Source organism: Acidocella sp., from assembly GCF_035535915.1.
Taxonomy (GTDB): domain Bacteria; phylum Pseudomonadota; class Alphaproteobacteria; order Acetobacterales; family Acetobacteraceae; genus Acidocella.
The window spans coordinates 15128-31887 of record NZ_DATLPB010000052.1 but is presented as its reverse complement, the minus strand read 5'-3'; the positions used below and the strand labels follow the sequence as shown (position 1 = coordinate 31887).

Genomic DNA, 16760 nt, shown 5'->3' with positions numbered 1-16760 from the left:
ACCGCGGCGGCCAGCACCGGGCCGGCGAGCGGGCCGCGCCCGACTTCGTCCACCCCGGCGACGCGGCCGCCGATCCGTTTTTCGTGCTTCAGGTCAGGCATCACGCAATCCGGCGAAGAATTGCGTCAGTAAAGCAGAACAATCCGAGTCGCGTACCCCGCCGATGATTTCCGGCTTGTGGTGGGTGGTGGTGTGGGCGAACACGCGCGGCCCGTGCTCGACGCCGCCGGATTTCGGGTCGTAGGCGCCGAACACCAGCTTTTTGATGCGAAAGGCGCTGATCGCGCCGGCGCACATGGCGCAGGGCTCCAGCGTCACCGTGAGCGTGCAATCGGCGAGGAATTTGCCGCCGCGGGCGGCGGCGGCGTCCTGCAACGCAACGATTTCCGCATGGCAAACCGGGTTGCGCGCCGCCTCGGTGCGGTTGCCCGCGGCCGCCAGCACCACACCGGCTTCATCGGTCACCACCGCGCCCACCGGGATTTCTCCCCGCGCGGCGGCGTGTCTGGCTTGGTCAAGGGCGAGGTCCATCGGCGTCATCGGATAAAGTTTGCCTTGGGGCGGTGGGCCGGTCTAGTTGCACGCCATGATAACTCGCCCTTTGATCGGACTCACGCTGGATGCCGAACCGGCCGGCGGTTGGTCCAAATATCCCTGGTACGCGCTGCGGCAGAATTACACGGCGGCGGTGGCGGCGGCGGGCGGGCTGGCGGTGGCGTTGCCGCATGATGCGGGCCTCGCGGACGCCTATCTCGGCCGGCTGGACGGGCTGATCGTGACCGGCGGCGCGTTCGACGTCGATCCGGCTCTGTATGGCGCGGGCGAGCGGCATGAGACGGTGGCGCTGAAAGCCGACCGCACCCAGGCGGAGCTGGCCTTGCTGACCGGCGCGCTGGCGCGCCATTTGCCGGTGCTGGGGATTTGCGGCGGCCAGCAGCTTTTGGCCGTGGCGCTCGGCGGCACGCTGATCCAGCATATCCCCGACGCGATCCCGCACGCGCTCGGCCATGAGCAGAAGACCCCCCATTTCGAGCCGAGCCATGAGGTGGCGATCAGCCCCGGCACGTTGCTGCACCAGTTGGTCGGGCCGCTTATGCGGGTGAACAGTTCGCACCATCAGGCGGTGCAGGATCCCGGGCGCAGCGTGGTCAACGCCGTGGCGCCGGACGGGGTGATCGAAGGCATCGAAGACCCGACGCAGCGTTTTTGCCTGGGCGTGCAATGGCATCCGGAATTTTTTGCCGACCCCGGCGATCAGGCGCTGTTCGCCGCCTTCGTGGCCGCCTGCAATGGTTGAGGGGGACAACCGCGGCGAGCGGATCGCCAAATTCCTTTCCCGCGCCGGCATCGCCAGCCGCCGGGACGCCGAGGCGATGATCGAAGCCGGGCGCATCCGGCTGAACCAGGAGGCGGTGACGCATCCGGCGGTGTTCGTCAAAGACGGCGATGTCGTGCTGCTGGACGGCAAGCCGGTCAGCGCGCCGGAACGCACCCGGCTGTGGCGCTACCACAAGCCGGAAGGGCTGGTGACCACGCATAAGGACCCGGAAGGGCGGCCGACCGTGTTCGCGCATCTGCCGCCCGACCTGCCGCGGGTGATCAGCATCGGCCGGCTCGACCTCACCTCCGAGGGGCTGCTGCTGCTGACCAATGACGGCGCGTTGTCGCGCCGGCTCGAACTGCCGGAAACCGGCTGGCTGCGGCGCTACCGGGTGCGCGTGCATGGCGGCGTCGCCCCGGAGAAGCTCAAGCGCCTGGCCGACGGCATGGTGGTGGACGGCACCCGCTTCGGCCCGATCGAGGCGGCCATCGATTCCGTGCAGCGCGCCAATAGCTGGCTCAGCATCTCGCTGCGCGAAGGCAAGAACCGGGAAATCCGCCGCGTCATGGAGGCGTTGGGCCTGCCGGTCACGCGCCTGATCCGCGTCGCTTACGGGCCGTTCCAGCTCGGCAACCTCACGCGCGGCGCCGTCGAAGAGGTCAACGGCAAAATCCTCCGCGAACAGGTGCCGGGCCTTGGTAAGTGACGTGGTCCTAAGGAAGGCCAGGGGGATTCTGTCCCGTCGCGCCCATGGCGCGCCGTTGCTTGCCGGCGTTGGAAACACTCGGGCCCCCGCCTCGATAACCCTCCTTACGGGTTCTAAGGGCTCAGCCCTTAGCGGGGATCCAAGGGGCAGAGCCCTTGGCCTTGCTTGACTGCCCCATGACCCAAGGCCCGAAGATCATCGCCGGGGCGTGGCGCGGGCGCCGGCTGGTGGCCCCGGCGGGGCTGGAGACCCGGCCGACGAATGTGCGCGCCCGCCAGGCGGCGTTCGACATGTTGCTGCACGCGCCCTGGGGCGGGAACGCGTTTCTGCGCCAGGCGCAGGTGCTGGACGTGTTCGCCGGCACCGGGGCCTATGGGCTGGAAGCGCTCTCGCGCGGCGCGTTAAGCGCGGTGTTTTTCGAGCGCGCGCCGGCGGCGTTGGCGGCGTTGCGCCAGAACATCGCCGCCTGCCGCGCGGAGGCGAGCGCCCAGGTGATCGCAGGGGACGCGCTGGCGCCCCCGCCGGGGCGGCCGCATCAACTGGTGTTTCTCGACCCGCCTTACGGGCAGGATTATGTGCCGCGTGCGCTTGGCGCCCTGGCGGCGCGCGGCTGGCTCGCCCCCGGCGCGGTGGTGCTGGCGGAGCTCGGCCCCGGCGATGAATGGGCGCCGGCGATGTTGCTGGCGGAACGCCGCCACGGTCCGGCGCGGCTGGTGTTCGCCACGCTTTAACTTAAGGCCATCGAGCTCTAGCCCTGCCGGGGCCGGGTTGTGTTAGAACGGGTTTATGTTGAGTCCGACCATCCGCCGCCTCTCGGCTTTGACCGTCAACCGCATCGCCGCCGGCGAAGTGATCGAGCGGCCGGCGGCGGCGGTGAAGGAGCTGGTCGAAAACGCGCTGGATGCCGGGGCGCGGCGCGTCGAGGTGATCCTGGCGGGCGGCGGGATCGCGCGCATCGAGGTGATCGATGACGGGTGCGGCATCGCCGAGGACCAGCTGGCGCTGGCGATCGAACGTCATGCCACCTCCAAGCTCGTCGACGAAACCTTGGTGCAGATCGCCACGTTGGGGTTCCGCGGCGAGGCGCTGCCCTCGATCGGCGCGGCCGCGCGGCTCACGCTGATCAGCCGCCCGGCGGGGCAGGATTCGGCCTACCGCCTGAGCGTCGTCGGCGGGGCGGTCAGCGGGGTGATGCCGGCGGCGGGGCCGGTCGGCACGCGGGCGATCGTCGAGGATCTGTTCTTCGCCACCCCGGCGCGGCGGAAATTTCTGCGCAGCCCGCGCGCCGAGGCGGAGGCGGCGGAGCGCGCGGTGTGGCGGCTGGCGCTGGCCGCGCCTGCGGTGGCGTTCCGCCTGGTCTCGGACGAGCGGGTGCTGTTCGACGTGCCGGCCCAGGAGGAGGCGGCACGGGTGGCCGCCTTGTTCGGGCGCGAGGCCGCCGGGGTGATGCTGGCGCTGGACGCGACCCGCGAGGGGGTGCGGCTCACCGGTCTGGCCGGCCCGGCCAGCCTGTCGCGCGCCACCACCGCGTTGCAGAGTTTCGTGGTCAATGGCCGGCCGGTGCTCGACCCGGTGCTGCGCATGGCGCTGCGCCTGGCCTATCGCGACGTGATCGCCGCCGGGCGGCATCCGGTGGCGGCCTTGCGGCTGGAGGTCCCGGCCGAGGCGCTGGATGTGAACGTGCACCCGGCCAAGACCGAATTGCGCTTTGCCGACGCCAATGGCGTGCGCAGCCTAGTGATGGGCGCGATATCGCGGCTGCTGGACCGGCCGGTGAGTCTGGGTTCCGCCCCCACCGCGCCCTTGGCGCCGTTTACCCCGGCCGCGCCATTGTCGTCATTGTCGCGCCCGAGCGGCGCCCCGGGCCTGGCGCTGCGGCCGCCCTCCTATATGCCGGCGACGGCGGCGGCGCGCGGCTTCGCCGAGGCCGAGCTGGCGCTCGTCGCGCCGCCGTCCGCGCGGCAGATCGCCGCCCCGGCGCCGGACCCGGCGCATCCTTTGGGCGCCCCGGTGGCGCAGATTTTCGACACCTACCTGCTCGCGGTGGCGGCCGACGGGTCGCTGGTGCTGGTCGACCAGCACGCCGCCCATGAGCGCCTCACCGAAGAGCGGCTGCGCGCGGAATTTCTCGCCGGCAAGGTGGCCGCGCAGCCTTTGCTGTTGCCGGTGGTGGTGGATTTCGCGCCGCTCGAGGCGCTGCGGCTGCTGGCCCAGGCGGAGACCCTGGCGCGGCTGGGGCTGGAGATCGAGGCGTTCGGGCCGGGGGCGGTGCTGGTGCGCGCGGTGCCGGCGGCGCTGAAACACGCCGACGCCGCCGATCTGCTGCGCGACCTCGCCGAGGAATTCGCCGAAAGCGACGTGCCGGTGGCGCTCGAGGCGCGGCTCGACGCGGCCCTGGCGCGGCTCGCCTGCCACCGCTCGATCCGCGCCGGGCGGCGGCTCACGGTGGAGGAAATGAGCGCGCTGCTGCGCGAGATGGAAGCCACGCCGCGCGCCGCCACCTGCAGCCATGGCCGCCCGACTTTTTTGAAACTCTCGCAGGCGGAGCTGGAGAAAATGTTCGGCCGGCGGGGGCTGTAAGCAAGGCAGGAAGCGCTACTTTTTGTGAACAAAAAGTAGCAAAAAAACTTTGTTATGCCGGGTCATGGGCGTTGTCAGCGACACAGCCCCCGGCCCAGCGTAACAAAAGTTTTTGGCGCCGCTTTTTTCAAAAAGCGGCTTCTTACTTCGCTTGCTTTGCGATTGCCCGGGCGGCGGCGAGATCGGCCGGCGTGTTGATGTTGAGGAACGGGTCGAACGGGCCGGGGAAATCCACCGGCCGGGCGGCGCAGAGATCGAGCGCGTCGCGCACCCGGTAGGGGCTGGGGACGCTGAGGAATTGTTCCAAGGCCGGGCGGAAGGCGACCGGCCAGTGCGCGACGAGATGATGCTGGCGGCCGCCGTGACAGGCGACGGCGGGGGCCGGGCTCAGCGCGGCGCGCAGGTTCAGCGGCGCGAAGGGGGTGTCGACGGGGATTGTGAGCAGCGTCGCCGCGCCGCTTTGGTCCGCCCAGGCGAGGCCGGCGGCGAGGCCGGCGAGCGGGCCCTTGCGGGCATGTTCCGGGGGATCGGGCAGGACCGGGAGGGGCCAAGCGGCGAAGCGGGCGGCATCGCCGTTGGCGCTGATGGCGATGGTGTCAACCTGCGGCGCCAGCCGTTCGAGCAGCAGCGCGATCAGCGGGCGGTCATTCAGGGTCAGGAAGGCCTTGTCGACATAGCCGAGCCGGCTGCCCTGGCCGCCGGCGAGAATCAGAGCGGCGATGGTCATTTGGGGGGAAAGACCTTGGGGCGAACGACGGGGATCGAACCCGCGACAACCGGTACCACAAACCGGCGCTCTACCAACTGAGCTACGTCCGCCATCAAGGGTGCGCTGCCTCGTACCGCTGTCAGGCGGTCGTCGTCAATGTCTGAGACGCCCGCCAGCGTTCCAGGCGGGCGATGGCTTCCTCGAGCAGCGCCGGGCGTTTGCAGAAGGCGAACCGGGCGTAATGGCTGGGCGCGGCGCCGACATAAAAGGCCGACACGGGAATCGCCGCCACGCCGGCTTGCGTGGTGATGGTGCGGCAGAAGGCGACATCGTCGCCGTCAAAGCCGAGGCCGGAGAAATCGGCGGTGATGAAATAGCTGCCGTCGGTGGCGAGCGTCTTGAAGCCGAGGCGGCGCAGCCCGGAATCCAGGATGTCCCGGCGTTCCTGCAGCTCGTCGGCGAGGGCGGCGAAATAGGCGTCGGACTTGCTTAAGCCGACGGCGACCGCGCGTTGCAGATTGGGGGCGGAGGCGAAGGTGAGATTCTGGTGCGCCTTGGCGACCAGGCTCATGAGGGCGGGGGCACCGGACACGTAGCCGATCTTCCAGCCGGTGAGCGAGAAGGTTTTGCCGGCGCTGCCGATGCGCAAGGTGCGGGCCGCCATGCCGGGCAGCGTCATCAGCGGAATGTGCCGGGCGCCGCGGAACACCAGGTGTTCATAGACCTCGTCGCACACCGCATAGGCATCGTGGGCGCGCAACAGCTCGGCGATGAATGACAGTTCCTCGTGCGAGAACACTTTGCCGGTCGGGTTCATCGGCGAGTTGAGCAGCAGCAGCTTGGTGCGGGGGGAGAAGGCGGCGGCCAGAGCTTCGCGCGGCAAGGCCCACTCGGGCGGGGTGAGGCGGACCAGCTTCGCGGTGGCGCCGAGCATGGTCACCACCGGCAGATATGTGTCGTAGAGCGGCTCGATCAGCACCACCTCGTCGCCGGGGTTGAGCAGCGCCATCAGGCAGGCGGTGATCGCCTCGGTGGCGCCGGAGGTGACCACCACGCCGGCGGTGGGGTCGATGTCGAGCCCGTAAAAACGCTGGTTGGCGGCGGCGACCGCGGTGCGCAGCTCCGGCAGGCCGGTGAGCGGCGCATATTGGTTGCGCTGGTCGAGCAGCGCAACGGCGGCGGCCTGCACCACATCCGCCGGGCCGTCCGTGTCGGGAAAGCCCTGGCCGAGATTGATGGCGCCATGCTGCTGCGCCAAGGCCGACATGATGGTGAAGATGGTCGTGCCGGTCTGTTCAAGCAACGCGTTCGCGGGTTTCAACGGAGCATCCTTAACCAAGAGGGTGATAAATTAAGGGGCAGCCGCGCAACGGGCAAGTGTGCCGAAAATATAGGCAGATGGCGCCGTAGCTTGCGCGATGTTAACCATTGCCGGAGCGCATTATTTGGTCAGTTCGGCCTCTGGAGGAAATTCCTTTCTGGCACGACATATGCAAAGCTAACAGGGCCAGCCCTTTGGCTGGCGCGCCAACTCAATAAAGTGCGCAGGCCGCAGGACACAGAGGAGGCGCCCGGTTCGTTCGGGCGTGAACCAGATGAAAAAGATCGAAGCGATCATCAAGCCGTTCAAGCTGGACGAAGTGAAGGAGGCGCTGCACGAGGTGGGCCTGCAAGGCATCACGGTCGTGGAAGCCAAGGGATTCGGCCGCCAGAAGGGACACACGGAACTCTATCGCGGGGCCGAGTACGTGGTGGATTTTCTACCTAAGGTTAAGATCGAAGTGGTCTGCGCGGATGACGTGGTGGAGCGCGCGGTCGAGGCGATCATGAACGCGGCGCGCACCGGGCGCATCGGCGACGGCAAGATCTTCATTTCCACGGTCGAGGAAGTGATCCGCATCCGCACCGGCGAGAAGGGCGACGCGGCGATCTGACCGGCCGGCCCGGCGCGATTGTTGTTCGGCCCGGCCATTGTGGCGGGGGGCGGGCATGGTTAACATGCCGGGCAATCGCTTCAAGATTCGGCGTCGCGTGGTGCGGCGCCGTTGTGTTGAGATTAACTGTTTGGGGATAAAGCATGGCGAAAAAGCCCGCTGAAGGCGCCGATGGCATCAGCAAGGTATTGGATCTGATCAAGGAGAACGGGGTCGAATATGTCGACCTGCGCTTCACGGATCCTAAGGGCAAGTGGCAGCACACGGCGCAGCACGTGTCCACGGTCGACGAGGATTCGCTGCGCGACGGCTTCATGTTCGACGGCTCCTCGATCGCCGGCTGGAAGGCGATCAACGAGTCCGACATGATCCTGCAGCCGGATCTGGAGACCGCGGTGATGGACCCGTTCGCGGCCAAGCCGAGCCTGATCCTGTTCTGCGACATCATCGAGCCCTCCACCGGCCAGAGCTATGCGCGCGACCCGCGCTCCACCGCGAAGAAGGTGGAAGCCTATCTGAAGGCGACCGGCATCGGCGACTCCATCGTCGTCGGCGCGGAAGCCGAATTCTTCATTTTCGACTCCGTGAAGTTCGGCACCGGCGGCAATTTCGGCACCTACCAGCTCGACAGCATCGAGGGCCCCGGCTCCTCGCTCAAGGATTATCCGGAAGGCAACATGGGCCATCGCCCGTCCGTCAAGGGCGGCTATTTCCCGGTCCCGCCGGTGGACGGCGAGTCCGACCTGCGCGCGGAAATGCTCTCGGCGATGGGCGAGATGGGCCTGCCGATCGAGAAGCATCACCATGAGGTGGCGCAGAGCCAGCACGAGCTGGGAACCCGGTTCGGCACGCTGACCAAGATGGCCGACCAGATGCAGATCTATAAGTACTGCGTGCACAATGTCGCGCATTCTTATGGCAAGACCGCGACCTTCATGCCGAAGCCGATCTATGGCGACAACGGCTCGGGCATGCACACCCACCAGTCGATCTGGAAGGCCGGCAAGCCGCTCTTCGCCGGCAACGGCTATGCGGACCTGTCCGAGATGTGCCTGTACTTCATCGGCGGCGTGATCAAGCATGCCAAGGCGATCAACGCCTTCACCAACCCCTCGACCAACAGCTACAAGCGCTTGATCCCCGGGTTCGAGGCGCCGGTGCTGCTCGCTTATTCGGCGCGCAACCGCTCGGCCTCCTGCCGCATCCCCTACACCACCAGCCCGAAGGCCAAGCGCGTGGAAGTGCGCTTCCCCGACCCGACCGCCAACCCCTATCTGGGCTTCGCGGCGATCGCCATGGCCGGCATCGACGGCATCAAGAACAAGATCCACCCGGGCGACCCGATGGACAAGGATCTGTACGACCTGCCGCCGGAAGAGCTGAAGGGCATCCCGACGGTGTGCGGCAGCCTGCGCGAGGCGCTGCAGTCCCTGGAAGCCGACCACGAGTTCCTGCTCGCCGGCGACGTGTTCTCCAAGGAGCAGATCGAGAGCTATATCGAACTCAAGTGGAAGGACGTGTATCGTTTCGAGCACACGCCGCACCCGGTCGAGTTCGAAATGTACTATTCCGCGTAAGTCGCGGGACACGAAACGGGGGCGCAAGCCCCCGTTTTTTTTAGAAAGCAAGCGCTACTTTTTGTGAACAAAAAGTAGCAAAAAAACTTTGATGACTCTGGGTTATGGGCGTTGTCGCCGACACAGCCCAGGACCCAGCAGAAAAAAAGTTTTTGGCGCCGCTTTTTTCAAAAAGCGGCTGCTTTCTTTCCCTTTGCTTGCCTTGCTTGAAAAAACAGCGTATGTTCACTGTAAATAGAACCCCGATTTTTCCAGGGTGGCCCTCAAACGGCCGCCTTTTTTGTTGGATTTTGCGCACCCGTGACGGATAATCGCCCGCATCATACTGGCCTGGAAGGCCGCATCGCCGAGATCATCGCCGGGCCGCTGGAAGCCCAGGGCTATGAGCTGGTGCGCGTGCAGGTGATGGGCACGGAGTCGCCGACCGTGCAGATCATGGCCGACCGCGCCGACCAGGCGCCGTTCACGCTCGATGACTGCACCGCGGTCAGCCATCTGCTCTCGGCGGTGCTCGACGTCGAGGACCCGATCTCCAGCGCCTGGACGCTGGAGGTGAGTTCGGCGGGGATCGACCGGCCGCTGACGCGCACCAAGGATTATGTGCGTTATGCCGGGTTCGACGCGCGGGTCGAATTGCTGTTTCCCGGCCCCGGCGGGCGCAAGCGTTTCACCGGCAAGCTGGTCGGCGCTGACGAGGAGACAGCCCGCCTGAAGCTGGAAAATGGCGAGGAGGTGGCGCTCAAGCGCGCCGATATCCGCAAGGCCAAGCTGGTGCTCACCGATGAGCTGATTGCGTTTTCGACCCAACCGACTGTGACCAACTAGACCAGAGGACCCAACCATGGATACCGCCGTCAATCGTCCGGAATTGCTGCTGGTTGCCGATGCCGTGGCGCGCGAGAAACAGATCGAGCGTGACGATGTGCTGGAAGCGATGGAGCAGGCGATCCAGAAGGCCGGGCGCGCCAAATACGGGCACGAGAAGGACATCCGCGCCACCATCGACCGCAAGACCGGCGATGTGCGGCTGTCGCGCTGGACCGAGATTGTCGAGACCGTGGAGAACGAGGCGACGCAGATTCCGGTGAGCATTTCCAAGCGCTTTGCGCCGGACAAGGAGGTTGGCGATTTCATCGTCGATCCGCTGCCGCCGATCGATTTCGGCCGCATCGCCGCGCAGACTGCCAAGCAGGTGATCGTGCAGCGCGTGCGCGAATATGAGCGCAGCAAGCAATATAACGAGTTCAAGGACCGCGTCGGCGAGATCATCAACGGCGTGGTGAAGCGCACCGAATACGGCAACCTGATGGTCGATCTCGGCCGCGCCGAGGCGCTGCTGCGCCGCGACGAGACGATCCCGCGCGAGAATCTGCGCAACGGAGACCGCGTGCGCGCCTTCATTTACGACGTGCGCGAAGAGCAGCGCGGCCCGCAGATCTTCCTGTCGCGCACGCATCCTGGCTTTCTCGCGAAATTGTTCGCCCAGGAAGTGCCGGAAATCTACGACGGGATCATCGAGATCAAGGCGGTGTCCCGCGATCCGGGCTCGCGCGCGAAAATGGCGGTGATTTCACGCGACCAGTCGATCGACCCGGTCGGCGCCTGCGTCGGCATGCGCGGTTCGCGCGTGCAGGCGGTGGTGGCCGAGCTGCAAGGCGAGAAGATCGACATCATCCCCTGGTCGCCCAACGTCGCGACCTTCGTGGTGAACGCGCTGGCGCCGGCCGAAGTGTCCAAGGTGGTGATGGATGAGGAAGCCGGGCGCGTCGAGGTCGTGGTGCCCGATAGCCAGCTTTCGCTCGCCATCGGCCGGCGCGGCCAGAATGTGCGCCTGGCTTCGCAGCTCACGCGTTGGGATATCGACATTCTCACCGAGGCCGAGGAAAGCGAACGCCGCCAGGAAGAGTTCCGCCGCAAGACCGGGCTGTTCGTCGAAGCGCTCGACGTGGATGACATGATCGCCGGCCTGCTGGTGCAGGAAGGGTTCGAGACCATCGAGGATTTGGCAATGACGCCCGAAGAGGAGCTGGCCGAGATCGAGGGGTTCGACGAGAATGTCGCGACCGAGCTGAAGCGCCGCGCCGAGACGTCTCTCGCCCGTCAGGCGAGCGAACAGGAGGAGCGCCGCATCGCGCTCGGCGTGACCGACGAGGTCGCGGAGATTGAGGCGTTGAGCGCCAAGGATCTGATCGCGCTGGGCGAAAAGGGCGTGAAGACGCTGGACGATCTCGCGGATCTGGCCGGTGACGAGCTGGTGGAGATTCTCGGCGCCGATGTGATGAGCGAGGACGCGGCGAACGAGATCATCATGGCGGCGCGCGCGCACTGGTTCGAGGGTGACGGCAACGCTGCCTGAGCCCGACATCGCAGATCCCATCGAGGTGGAACCGGAGCGCGGGCCGCTCCGGCTGTGCCTGGTGCGGCGCGAACGCGGGGCGCGTGAGACGATGCTGCGCTTTGTCGTCGCGCCGGACCGGACGCTGGTTTTCGATGTCGGCGCAACCCTGCCCGGCCGAGGCTTATGGTTGAGTGCGTCCGGCGATGTGGTAGAGATGGCGCTGAAGCGGGGCGTGTTTCCCCGGGCCGCAAAACAGCCGGTGACCGTGCCGAAGGATTTACGCGGTCAGGTTGAGGCGATGCTGAGGCAGCGGATTTTCGAACTGGCGGGGCTGGCACGGCGGAGCGGTGGCGCGATTTCAGGTTTTGAAAAAGCGCGTGAATGGCTGGTTTCCGGCAAAGCCGGGCTGGTGCTGCAGGCTTTGGATGGTAGTGTGGAGGAGCGGGCGCGGTTTATCGGCGGCCGCGATATTCCGGTGGTGACGGTGCTCACCGCCGCCCGGCTGGGACAGGTTTTCGGCCGGGAGCATGCCGTACATGCCGTGATCGCGGCGGGACGGCTGGCGGAAACGATACAAATCGAGGCTTTGCGGCTCGCAGGTGTTGCGGCCGCGAGCCCAAGCGGGCAGTAACGCCCAATGCGGCCGGGTCTCCCCGGCCAGACGAGTGGATGGACCGGATTAAGCATGAGTGACGGCAACGACCAGACTGAAACCAAAGGCAGGCTTTCCCTGCGCCCGGCCGCGCGTGGCGATGCGGGTCATACTGTCGATGCCGGATCCGTGCGGCAAAGCTTTTCGCATGGGCGCTCGAAAGTGGTGCAGGTCGAGGTGCGCAAGAAGCGTGGTCTGGCTCCGGCCGCGGCGCCCGGCACGCCGGCGCCTGCCGCGCCCACGCCGACCCTGACGCTGAAGACGCCGGCCGAGCGGCCGGCCGCGCCGGCGCAGCCCAATGCCCCGTCACGACCGCGCTCGGCCCCGGGTGGCCGGGCTTTGACCGCTGCGGAAATCGCCACGCGCCAGCGCGTGCTGGCGGAGCAGCGTGTGGCCGCGCAACGCGAAGCCCAGCGCGAGGCGGAGCGCCGTGAGCAGGAAAAGATTTCCATCCTTTCCGCCGCCGAAGAGGCGCGCCGCCGTGAGGAAGAAGCCGCCGTGCAACGCGCCGCCGAAGAGGCGGCGGCTGCCGAGGCTGAGGCCGTGGCCGCGTCTGAAGCTGAAACCAACCAGGCGGGACCGGCGCCGCAGGCCGAGGTGAAGAGTGCTGCGCCGGCCGCGTCCGCCGCCAGCCCGCGCGGCGCCAAGCCGCCGGTTGCCGGCGCCAAGACAGCGGCCGCGCCGGCCGCCGCACGGGAAACCCTGCAGCTCAAGCCGGCCCGCCCCGGCGTGCGTACCGAAGAGGAAGACGAGGCGCCGCGTGGCGTGCGCCGCCCGAGCGTCGGCCCGGCGCCGAAACGCGGCGTGCCGGTGACGCCGCCGAAGAAGATCGGCGACGATCGCCGCCGCGCCGGCCGCATCGACGTGCAGGCCGCGATCGAGGGCGAGGACGAGAAGGTGCGCTCGCTCGCTTCGGTGCGCCGCCAGCGCGAGCGTGAACGCCGCCAGGCCGAATTGGAACTGCTGCGCGCCGACGGCGTGAAGGTGGTGCGCGAGGTGATTCTGCCGGAGACCATCACCGTGCAGGAGCTGGCCAGCCGCATGGCGGCGCGCGGCACCGAAGTGGTGAAGGCGCTCATGAAACTGGGGGTGATGGCGACCATCACCCAGGCGATCGATGCCGACACCGCCGAGCTGGTGATTGCCGAATTTGGCCATCGCGCCCGTCGTGTCGCGGATTCCGATGTCGAGCTCGGCCTGGAAGGCACGACCGACGTTGCGTCCGATTTGCAGCCGCGGCCGCCGGTGGTGACGATCATGGGCCATGTCGACCATGGCAAGACCAGCCTGCTGGACGCGCTGCGCCACACTGACGTGGCGGCCGGCGAGGCGGGCGGAATCACCCAGCATATCGGCGCCTATCAGGTGAAGCTGCCGTCGGGCGCGCAGATCACGTTCCTCGACACGCCGGGCCACGAAGCCTTCACCGCCATGCGCGCCCGTGGCGCCGGGGTGACGGATATCGTCGTGCTGGTGGTGGCCGCCGATGACGGCGTGATGCCGCAGACCATCGAGGCGATCAAACACGCCAAGGCGGCGAATGCGCCGCTGATCGTGGCGATCAACAAGATCGACCGGCCGGGCGCCAACCCCAACCGCGTGCGCCAGGAGCTGCTGCAGCACGAGGTGGTGGTGGAAGCGATGGGCGGCGAGACCCAGGATGTGGAAGTCTCGGCGCTGAAGCGGACCGGCCTGGACAAGCTGGAAGAAGCGATTCTGCTGCAGGCGGAAGTGCTGGAGCTGCGCGCCAATCCGAACCGCACGGCCGAAGGTGCGGTGATCGAAAGCCGGCTGGATCGCGGCCGTGGCCCGGTGGCGACCGTGCTGGTGCAGAAAGGCACGCTGCACGCCGGCGACATCGTTGTGGCCGGCGCCCAATGGGGCCGCGTGCGCGCCATGCAGGACGACAAGGGCAAGGCCGTGAAGCTGGCGTTGCCGGCGACCCCGGTGGAGATTCTCGGCCTGTCGGCGGCGCCGACTGCGGGCGAGCCGTTCGTCGTGGTCGAAAGCGATGTGCGGGCGCGCGAAATCGTCGAATATCGCCAGCAGAAGCTGCGCGAGCGCCAGGCCGCGGCACAGACCGCCGGGCGCGGCACGATGGAAGAGATGCTGGCGCGCATCCAGGCCGGCGCGCAGAAGGAAGTGGCGGTCGTCGTCAAGGCCGACGTGCAGGGTTCGGCCGAGGCGATCGGCGTGACCGTGACCAAGCTCGGCAACGAGGAGGTGCGGGTGCGCGTGCTGTATTCGGGGGTCGGCCAGATCACCGAGAGCGACGTGCAGCTGGCGAAGGCGTCCGACGCCTTGGTCATCGGCTTCAATGTGCGCGCCAATGCGCAGGCCCGCGAACTCGCGCATCGTGACGGCGTGGATATCCGCTACTACTCGATCATTTACGAAGTCGCGGACGACATCGAGAAGCTTGTCAAAGGCAAGCTGGCGCCGGTGCATCGCGAGAAGTTCCTGGGTTACGCGGAAATCCGCCAGGTGTTCAACATCACCAAGACCGGCAAGGTCGCGGGTTGCTATGTCACCGAGGGGCTGGTCAAGCGCGGCGCGGGCGTGCGCCTGTTGCGCGACAATGTGGTGATCCATCAGGGCGAGCTGTCGCAGCTGAAACGGTTCAAGGACGATGTGCGCGAAGTGGCGCGCGGCTATGAATGCGGCCTGTCCTTCGCCGGGTTCCAGGATCTGCAGGTCGGCGACGTGGTGGAATGCTATGAAACCGAAATCGTCGCGCCCTGAGGCCAAAGGGCCGAGCCAGCGCCAGCTTCGGGTCGGTGAGGAAATTCGTCATGCGCTTGCGGAGGTCCTGCTGCGCACGGAGTTCCGCGACCCGGCGTTGGCGCGGGCGCATCTGACGATTTCCGAGGTGCGCATGTCGCCGGATCTGCGGCATGCGCTGGTTTTCATCACGCGGCTCGGCAACCAGGATGTGCGGCCGCTGCTGCCGGCGCTCTCACGGGTGGCCCCGTTCCTGCGCGCGCAGCTGGCGCCGAAGCTTGGCCTGCGCATCACGCCGGACCTCAAATTCTCCGCCGACGACGCGCTGGACGAGGCGACCAGGATCAACAAACTGTTGCACCGGCCGGAAGTGGCGCGGGATCTGGGGCCGGAGACGGGCGACAAGACGACCGGGGAGTGAAACGGTCGTGACGGAACTGTTCGCGGGCACGGACCGCGAGATCGAAGCGGCGGCGCGGCTTCTCGCGGCCGGGGAATTGGTCGCCTTCGGTACAGAGACCGTGTACGGGCTCGGTGCGGACGCCACCAACGCCGCGGCGGTGGCCGCCATCTTCGCCGCCAAGGGGCGGCCGCATTTCAACCCTCTGATCTGCCATTATGCCAGCGCCGAGGCGGCCTTCGCCGACGTCGCGGCGAATGAGGCGGCGCGCAAAGCGGCGGCCGCATTCTGGCCGGGGCCGTTGACCCTGGTGCTGCCACGCCGGGCGAACTGCAAGGTGGCGCTGCTGGCCGGGGCGGGGCTGGAGACGCTGGCGGTGCGGGTGCCGGCGCATCCTCTGGCGGCGAAATTGCTGCGCGCGCTCGGCCGGCCGGTGGCGGCGCCCTCGGCGAACCGCTCCGGCCAGATCAGCCCGACCCGTGCCGCGCATGTGTTGGCCGGGTTGGGCGGGCGGATTGCCGCGGTGGTCGATTCCGGCCCGTGCCAAGTGGGCGTGGAATCGACGGTGCTCGATCTCTCCGGTGAGACACCGCGCCTGCTCCGGCCCGGTGGGGTGGCGGTGGAGGCGCTGGAGGCGGTGATCGGGCCGGTGCAGGCCGGCGTGCCGATCGAGCAGGACGTCGCGGGGCGCCAGTTGCGCTCGCCGGGCATGCTGGTTTCGCATTATGCGCCAAGACTGCCGGTGCGGCTGCGGGCCGAAAAGGTGGCGGCGGATGAAGCGCTGCTGGCGTTCGGCCCGCCTTTGTCGGGCGCCGGGCTGGTGTTTCAGCTTTCCGAAAGCGGCAATCCGGCCGAGGCGGCGGCGAAATTATTCGAAGGCCTGCACTGGCTGGACGCGCAGGCGCCCGCTCTGGGGCTGCGCCGGATCGCCGCCATGGCGGTGCCGGAAACCGGACTCGGGCGCGCTATCAATGACAGGCTGAAACGCGCGGCCGCGCCGCGCGGGGAGTAAGGAAGGAAGCGCTACTTTTTGTGAACAAAAAGTAGCAAAAAAACTTTGTTTTGCTGGGCTATGGGCGTTGTCGGCGACGCAGCCCATGGCCCAGCATCGTAAAAGTTTTTTGCGCCGCTTTTTTCAAAAAAGCGGCTTCTTGCTTTTTATTCCGCCGGATGCGGGGCCGTCGCCAGGCGCACCGCGGGGACGCCGAGCGGCAGCAGCGTGCGGCCGTGCGATTCGTTGATGATTTCCGCGGCCGCCGTGTAGAAGGCGATCAGCGCGGTGATCAGCCCCGTATAGCCGCCGAGCGTGAAGAGGGCGCGGATGCCGAGCAGCGGGGACAGGCCGAGCAGGAAGAAGGTGATCCACAGCGCCAGGAAGATCAGGAACACCGCGCGGTTGAGCGCGAAGCTCGCGAGCCACATGGCGAAGGTGAACGCTCCCCAGACCAGCAGATACCAGCCGACGGCGGCGGTGGGGACGCCGGTTGCGAAGAATTTCTCGAAGAGAGCGAAACTCCACCAGAAGGCGCCGAAGCTGCAGAAGGCGATGAAGCCGAAACTATTGCCTTTCGCCATTTCCATCAGGCCGGCGGCGAATTGCGCGGTGCCGCCATAAGCGAAAGCCATGGCGAGGACGATGGGGACAGTGGTGGCGGGCAGCCAGCCGGCATTGACCATGCTGAGCAGCCACGTCGTCGTGGCGAAGCCGAAGAGCCCAAGCGGGGCTGGGTTGGCGAGTTTCATTGATTTCCTCCTTCGGGCGATCATCTGAGTCGTGATCGTGACGGGTTGGTCCCGTACCGGCGGAATTATCGCAGATTTC

The 16760-nt window shown here is 67.2% G+C and carries 16 protein-coding genes, 1 tRNA gene and 1 pseudogene; 12 read left to right on the top strand and 6 right to left on the bottom strand.

Going from position 1 to position 16760, the window contains the following annotated elements; genetic code table 11:
• Both VNC39_RS06500 and VNC39_RS06495 read right to left on the bottom strand, forming a co-directional pair.
• Positions 1-101: pseudogene (locus VNC39_RS06500) on the bottom strand (ribonuclease HII); the annotation flags it as partial.
• A complete protein-coding gene (locus tag VNC39_RS06495; protein ID WP_408840290.1) occupies positions 94-531 on the bottom strand; it encodes a nucleoside deaminase in 438 nt (145 codons plus the stop codon). The pseudogene VNC39_RS06500 and the gene VNC39_RS06495, both read right to left, overlap by 8 nt.
• Positions 532-586: 55 nt before the next feature.
• On the opposite strand from VNC39_RS06495, the gene VNC39_RS06490 reads away from it, so the two are divergent.
• The 4 genes from VNC39_RS06490 to mutL all read left to right on the top strand — a co-directional run bounded on the left by VNC39_RS06490 (position 587) and on the right by mutL (position 4607).
• Positions 587-1297 carry a gamma-glutamyl-gamma-aminobutyrate hydrolase family protein gene (locus tag VNC39_RS06490; RefSeq protein ID WP_325397364.1) on the top strand — a complete coding sequence of 237 codons (711 nt, stop codon included), beginning with the start codon at positions 587-589 and terminating at the stop codon, positions 1295-1297.
• On the top strand, positions 1290-2027 hold the full coding sequence (locus tag VNC39_RS06485) for a pseudouridine synthase (protein ID WP_325397362.1): 738 nt from the start codon (positions 1290-1292) through the stop codon (positions 2025-2027). Before VNC39_RS06490 ends, VNC39_RS06485 begins: the two co-directional genes overlap by 8 nt.
• 176 nt (positions 2028-2203) lie before the next feature.
• The gene (locus tag VNC39_RS06480) at positions 2204-2758 is read left to right on the top strand and encodes an RsmD family RNA methyltransferase (protein ID WP_325397360.1); all 555 of its coding nucleotides are present in this window, start codon (positions 2204-2206) and stop codon (positions 2756-2758) included.
• 55 nt (positions 2759-2813) lie between these two features.
• Entirely contained in the window at positions 2814-4607 is a 1794-nt protein-coding gene (mutL, locus tag VNC39_RS06475; protein ID WP_325397358.1) for a DNA mismatch repair endonuclease MutL, read from the top strand.
• Between the two features lie 142 nt (positions 4608-4749).
• On the opposite strand, the gene VNC39_RS06470 is transcribed toward mutL, so the two are convergent.
• The 3 genes from VNC39_RS06470 to VNC39_RS06460 form a co-directional block, all read right to left on the bottom strand.
• Positions 4750-5334 (bottom strand): NTP transferase domain-containing protein, encoded by a 585-nt coding sequence (locus tag VNC39_RS06470; RefSeq protein WP_325397356.1) that lies wholly within the window; start codon positions 5332-5334, stop codon positions 4750-4752.
• A gap of 16 nt (positions 5335-5350) precedes the next feature.
• Positions 5351-5426 (bottom strand) — tRNA-His (locus VNC39_RS06465).
• A gap of 29 nt (positions 5427-5455) precedes the next feature.
• Positions 5456-6637, bottom strand: coding sequence for an aminotransferase (locus tag VNC39_RS06460; protein ID WP_325397354.1), 1182 nt, complete (start codon positions 6635-6637; stop codon positions 5456-5458).
• A 274-nt stretch (positions 6638-6911) separates the two neighbouring features.
• On the opposite strand from VNC39_RS06460, the gene VNC39_RS06455 reads away from it, so the two are divergent.
• From VNC39_RS06455 to VNC39_RS06420, 8 genes are all read left to right on the top strand, one after another.
• Positions 6912-7250, top strand: coding sequence for a P-II family nitrogen regulator (locus VNC39_RS06455; protein WP_325397352.1), 339 nt, complete (start codon positions 6912-6914; stop codon positions 7248-7250).
• A 143-nt stretch (positions 7251-7393) separates the two neighbouring features.
• Positions 7394-8827 (top strand): type I glutamate--ammonia ligase, encoded by a 1434-nt coding sequence (gene glnA / locus VNC39_RS06450; protein ID WP_325397350.1) that lies wholly within the window; start codon positions 7394-7396, stop codon positions 8825-8827.
• 300 nt (positions 8828-9127) lie between these two features.
• Positions 9128-9652 carry a ribosome maturation factor RimP gene (gene rimP, locus VNC39_RS06445; protein WP_325397348.1) on the top strand — a complete coding sequence of 175 codons (525 nt, stop codon included), beginning with the start codon at positions 9128-9130 and terminating at the stop codon, positions 9650-9652.
• A 16-nt stretch (positions 9653-9668) separates the two neighbouring features.
• A complete protein-coding gene (nusA, locus tag VNC39_RS06440; RefSeq protein WP_325397346.1) occupies positions 9669-11183 on the top strand; it encodes a transcription termination factor NusA in 1515 nt (504 codons plus the stop codon).
• Entirely contained in the window at positions 11164-11796 is a 633-nt protein-coding gene (locus VNC39_RS06435; protein WP_325397344.1) for an RNA-binding protein, read from the top strand. Before nusA ends, VNC39_RS06435 begins: the two co-directional genes overlap by 20 nt.
• A 54-nt stretch (positions 11797-11850) precedes the next feature.
• On the top strand, positions 11851-14559 hold the full coding sequence (gene infB / locus VNC39_RS06430) for a translation initiation factor IF-2 (protein WP_325397342.1): 2709 nt from the start codon (positions 11851-11853) through the stop codon (positions 14557-14559).
• Positions 14534-14959, top strand: a complete 426-nt coding sequence (rbfA, locus tag VNC39_RS06425; RefSeq protein ID WP_325397340.1) for a 30S ribosome-binding factor RbfA — start codon at positions 14534-14536, stop codon at positions 14957-14959. The genes infB and rbfA overlap by 26 nt, the downstream gene beginning before the upstream one ends.
• A 7-nt stretch (positions 14960-14966) precedes the next feature.
• A complete protein-coding gene (locus VNC39_RS06420) occupies positions 14967-15950 on the top strand; it encodes an L-threonylcarbamoyladenylate synthase (protein WP_325397338.1) in 984 nt (327 codons plus the stop codon).
• Between the two features lie 146 nt (positions 15951-16096).
• Here VNC39_RS06420 and VNC39_RS06415 read toward each other — a convergent pair whose 3' ends face one another.
• Positions 16097-16705 carry an acetate uptake transporter gene (locus tag VNC39_RS06415; RefSeq protein WP_325397337.1) on the bottom strand — a complete coding sequence of 203 codons (609 nt, stop codon included), beginning with the start codon at positions 16703-16705 and terminating at the stop codon, positions 16097-16099.
• Positions 16706-16760: the final 55 nt, after the last annotated feature.